Source organism: Microvirga sp. P4_G7 (genome assembly GCF_056401005.1).
Genome location: NZ_JBFUKD010000206.1, coordinates 1 through 5,666, shown reverse-complemented (window position 1 = coordinate 5,666; position 5,666 = coordinate 1). Strand labels below are relative to the sequence as shown.

Genomic DNA, 5,666 nt, shown 5'->3' with positions numbered 1-5,666 from the left:
CCCGTCGTCAGCGAGATTCTCACCGGGGGAGACGAGACGGACGGCACGGTCGACGAAGGCGCCGGCGCTGGAGTCGCCGTGGGCCTCGTCTCGGCGATTGATCCGGACACTGGCAACAATACCGGCCTCGAGTACTATCTCGTCGCCAACGCCGGTGGCCGCTTCGTGATCGATCGCACGACGGGCGTCATCACGGTCGCCACAGGCGCGATCCTCGACAGCGAAGATCCGGATATCCACGAAGCCGACACCGTCGGCGGCAAGAAATACTACACGGTCACCGTGAAAGCGGTGAGCACCGTCGGCAGCACGCTGCCCTCGACCGACACCGTGATCAAGATCTTCTTGAACGACCCGGATACCGAAAATACCGCTCCGGACGCGCCGACGATCGTCACCGGGACATATGTCAACCTGCTTCCTGAGAACGGCAATGCGATCGACGTCGCGACGGTGGTGGCGCAGGATGACCGCATCGGCGGCTCGACACTCCGCTACGATCTCGTTGACGATTTCGATTTCTTCTCGATCGATCACGAGACCGGCGTCATCACGTTCAATGGCGGAATAAACTTCGAAGCGGACAACGCGGACATTTTCGTGGAGGGCGGACGCAAGTACTTCAAGCTCCAAGTCTTCGCCTTCGAGGTCGATGGAACCGCATCGTCCCAGGCTTCAGTACCGTTCGAAATCCAGTTCGACGTCACCGACGTCAACGAGAGTCCGACCGCCGCGACCTACACGGTCAGCCTCATGAACGTGACCGCCCATGCGGGCGACCTTGTCACGGGAGTGCCGATTGTCGACGATCCGGATACGACAACCGAGAACCGGAACTTCACCTATTCCCTCGTCGCCAATGCCGACGGCAGCGGAACCTACGCCGGCACCAATTTCGCAATTCGCGCAGACGGGACGATCGTCGTCGCTCAGGGCGGTCTCACAGCCGGGAACTTCACCCTGTACGTGAAGATCACCGACCATGGCGGCAACGGATACTCGATCGTCAAGCCGGTGAATGTCGTCGTCAACGGGCAAACCGGCACTGCGCCGGTCATCCAGGTCACTGGCGCCGTCACCTTTGCGACGCCGGACAATGTGCCGACGCGGCCGCTTCAGAACTTGACCTTCGTCGATGCGGACGACCTGGCGAACAACCGTTCGATCACCGTCACCGTCACCTTCGACGGAACCCATGGCGATTTCGTGGGCATCCCCTCGAACCTGCCGACCGGAATCACCGCGATCGCCTACACGCTTCACGGCAACTCCCTGGTGATCACCGGCCTTCAAGGAGACGTGACGACCTTCCTGCATTCCTTGCGCTTCGACCCACGGGACAAGGCGGCTGCGGCCGGCACAACGGAGGCCACGGACTTCGCCGTCCAGATCCGCGACAGCAGCGGCACCACATCGAACATCGTCGACGTCACCGTGACGGCGACGGCGACGAACAGCGCGCCGACGAACATCGTGCTGTCCGACGACGCGGACCTGCACGACGACGCAGGCCTCAACACCTACGCCGGCACCCTGTCGGCCTTTGATCGCAACGGCGATGCGATCGTCGAATACGTCCTCACCGACACGGCTGGCGGCTGCTTCGGCCTGGCGCGCGACGGCGCCAATTGGATTGTCGTCGTCACCGGGGAGCTGAACTTCGACGACATCCCGGAAGGACAGCGCGACGGTCCGGATAGCGGCTGGTACATGCTCACCGTCAAAGCGACGGACGGCACGGCTTTCGGAGCTCCRCAGGCAATCTGGGTCAGGGTTTTCAACGTGGACAACACCGCGCCGACCATCACCATCAGTGGCGATGTCGACCCGGAAATCGATGACGTCGAGACAGCCGCACCGTTCCTGAATTTCACTTTCGCGGATGTCGACAACGGCGACATTTCACCGATACGGGTGACAATCGGCTTCAACGACCTCAACGGAGATTTGATCCTCCCGGAGGCCGCATCGTACGGTGTGGCCGTCGACAGCACGGACGGGCTGCTGGTCGTCACGGGACTCCAGCAAGACGTCACGGCGTTCCTGCACAATGTCTGGTTCAACCCCACGAATCGGAGTGCGGGTGACGGCGACCAAGTGACGGAATTCGCCATCACGCTGGAAGATCTCAGCGGCAGTTCCACCACGTCGCGGGCCACGGTCACTGCCCACTCCACGGGCGGTGTCGACACTGTCGCGCCGACCTTCCATGTCGAGACCGGGGACGCCACCTTCACCACGGCAGCCACCGGGGGTCTCGTCACTGCCTTCGCCGGCATCGAACTCACGGATACCGACAGTGACATCGTCCTGACGATTTCCTTCGGTGAAAATCTCGGCGTGCTCAACGGCATGACGAGCATCCCCGGGGTCGATGTGATGAACATCAGCGTCGCGGGGGAGGCGGTGGCGTACCGGCTCACCGGCAGCGCCGGCGACATTCAGACCTTCCTCGCCGGCATCACTTTCGACCCGCTCGATCGCGCCGACGGCGGCCCTGTGGCCGTCAACTTCTCGTTCACGCTCACCGACGGGGATTCCCCGCTCCAGACCTTCGACAACGCAATCACCGTCGTCTCCGTCATCAATGACGCGCCGACCATCAGTCTCGAGGGAACGGCCGCCTTCCAAACGGCGGCCACCGGCGGCGAATCCCTCGCGTTCGGCGGATTGCGCATCCTCGACAACGACGGCGACGAACTGACCCTGCACATCGTGCATCTGAGAAGTGCCGGTGCGCTGGGGAATATCGGTGCGCGAGCCGGCGTCGAAATCACCGATACCGATGAGAACGGCGTCGGCGCCAACCGGGTCTACAAGTTCAAGGGCAGCGCGGCCGCGCTGATGGCCTTCCTTGCGGATGTGCACTTCAATCCGACGGATCGCGCCAACGGCGCCGATGTGGACACCAGCTTCTCGTTCATGATCGACGACGCGTTCACCCAACCGACCTGGCTCGTGGACGCCGTCACCGTCACCTCCATCGTCAACGTGCCGCCGCAGATCCAGGTGGGCAACGCCACCACGACGACGACCGATTGGGCGAGCCCGGCGGATTTCCCCGCTTTGTTCGCAGGCGTCACCATCGTCGATGGAGACAGCGCCTCGCTGACCCTGACAATCACCTTCAACGGGACGGAAGGGTCGCTGGTCATTCCGGCCGGCACGCAAGGCTCCGCCGAGGATGCTGGCGGCGGCAACGTGACGTGGACCTTCACGGGCGACGCTACGTCCCTGACGGCGCTCTTGCACAGCCTGACCTTCGACGCCTTCAACTACGAGACGGCCGGCCCGGTGGTCACGACGCAGTTCACCATCACGGTGGACGACGGTCTCCAGGCTACGCCCACCTCAAACAGCGAAGTCACGGTCGACACGACCGTGAATGGACGAGGGGGCAACGACAACGAGTATCACATTCATTCGCTTGCCGATGTCGCTCTCGTGAATGAGGGAACGGACCCGACCAATGACGGCAACGACATCTTCTATGTCCACGAATTGACCGCCTACACGTTGTCGGACACGATCGGTGTCGAAACCATCGAAGCCGGCGACGACGTCGACTATGATATCAGCCTCACCGGCAATCACTTCGCCAACACTGTCGTCGGCGGATTAGGCAACGACACGCTCGATGGTGGCGGCGTCCAGGGCGTGCCCTCCGGCACCAACCAGGACGTCCTGCGCGGCCGCACCGGCAACGACACCTACATCGTTCATGCCGCCGGCGTGCTCATCGATGAAACGCTGGCGGACGGCGTCACCGATGCAGCCAGCACCGGCGACATGGTCAAGTTCGCTGACGACGTCACGTTCGACGACAACTGGAACACCTACGTTCTGGCGAACGGCGTGGAAATTCTGGATGCGAGCGAAACGGCCGGTGATGTCACCCTCACCGGCAACGACCTCGACAACAGGATCGTCGGCAACGCCGGCGCCAACACGCTTCAGGGCGGGGTCGGCAACGATACCCTCGATGGCGGCGCCGGCGATATCGACAGCTTCATCGGAGGCATCGGGAACGACATCTACATCGTCCGCCATGCGGGCGACACCATCACCGAGCTGGAGGCGGATGTCGGAACGGACACTGTCAGGTTCCACGACGATGTGACCTTCGACACGACGTGGGCCGAATACACCCTCGGCGTCGGTGTCGAAAACCTCGACGCCAGCCTGACCGAAGGCGCGGTGACACTGATCGGCAACGGCCTTGACAACACGATCATCGGCAACGGCTCCGGCAACACCCTCCAGGGCGGCGACGGAGAGGATGCCCTCGACGGCGGCGGAGGCCTCGACAGCCTCGTYGGCGGCGCCGGGGACGACCATTACTTCGTGCGCGACGCGGGCGACGTGATCGTCGAGGTCGCCGGTGAAGGGACCGACGCGGTCGAAGTCGGAGTGGCGGCCTACACCCTCGCCGGAGGCGTCCACGCAGAAATCCTGCGCGGCGGCTTCACCGGCAGCGTCGCCCTCAAGGGCAACGCCTTCTCGACCACCATCATGGGCGGCGGCTTCGCCGACACCCTCGACGGCGGCAGCGGAACGGCCATCGCGCATACGCTGAACGGCGGATCGGGCAACGATCACTACTACATCGTGAATGCCGGAGACGAGATCGAAGGAGAACGCTCCGACCTGGACGGCGACGGCATCTGGGACACCACCACCAACGGCGACGCAGATACGGTCCACCTGTACACCGCACTGTACACGGCCGCCGAACTAGCAGCGGCGACCGCCCACTATCACGACCTCGGGATTGAAAACGTCGATACGATTGAGGGTGGACCGCCGGACGGCGCACAAACGTTAAATCTTTCTCAACTTTTCGTCCGCGAGCTGTCGGGCAAAGGCAACCCCATCGGCCAGCTGCTGACGACAGCTACGGGCACTTTCAAGATCAAGCTGGCGGATGGAACGTTTGGAAGTAACGATGGCCGCTTCGCGATCAATGGTGATCGGCTAGAGGTTTTCAACGGGGCGAAGATTGATCGGGAGCAGGCTGCGAGCCACGAAGTGACGATCAAGGTCGATGATGGTATTGACGGAAATCAAGACCTGACCGAGACGTTCATAATCTCCGTCGGTGACTGGCTGACGGAGAATACTACCGCGGCCCTGAACGCTGGCAGTTTGGATGGCAAGGACACGATCATCGGCGGTGCCGGCAAGGACACCTTAACGGGCGGTGGCGACGACGATAAGCTCTATGGCAGGGCCGGGAATGATGTACTGACGGGCGGAGCCGGAAACGACATCTTTGTGTTCGACCGAACAATAAACGTCACGGGCGGAGTGACCAACCGCGACACTATCACGGATTTCAGCAAGAATGCTGCGGCCAACAATTTCGATACCATCCACATCAGCCGAACAGTATTCAATCTCGGAGGGACTTCCGAAAGGGAGTTGGCCGCAAATGCGTTTCTGAAAGTTGGAGCCGGACAGAAAGTTGCACAGACTCGCATCGTCTACAATGAGACGTCAGGTAAGCTGTACTGGGACCAGGACGGCTCCGGATCTATTTACGGTGAAAAGGAAATTGCTACTTTCAGTGGTGTTAAACCATCACTTACTGCAAGCGATTTTTGGGTAATCTAACCTTCTGATCGCCAATATCTCTGAATCTAACCTTCTGATCGCCAATATCTCTG

General features: G+C 61.7%; 1 protein-coding gene. It reads left to right on the top strand.

The features are described from left to right. Positions 1–5,613, top strand: a 5,613-nt coding sequence (locus AC1DT3_RS10795) for a cadherin domain-containing protein (RefSeq protein WP_477465258.1), incomplete at its 5' end; no start/stop codon positions are given. Between the last annotated feature and the right edge of the window lie 53 nt (positions 5,614–5,666).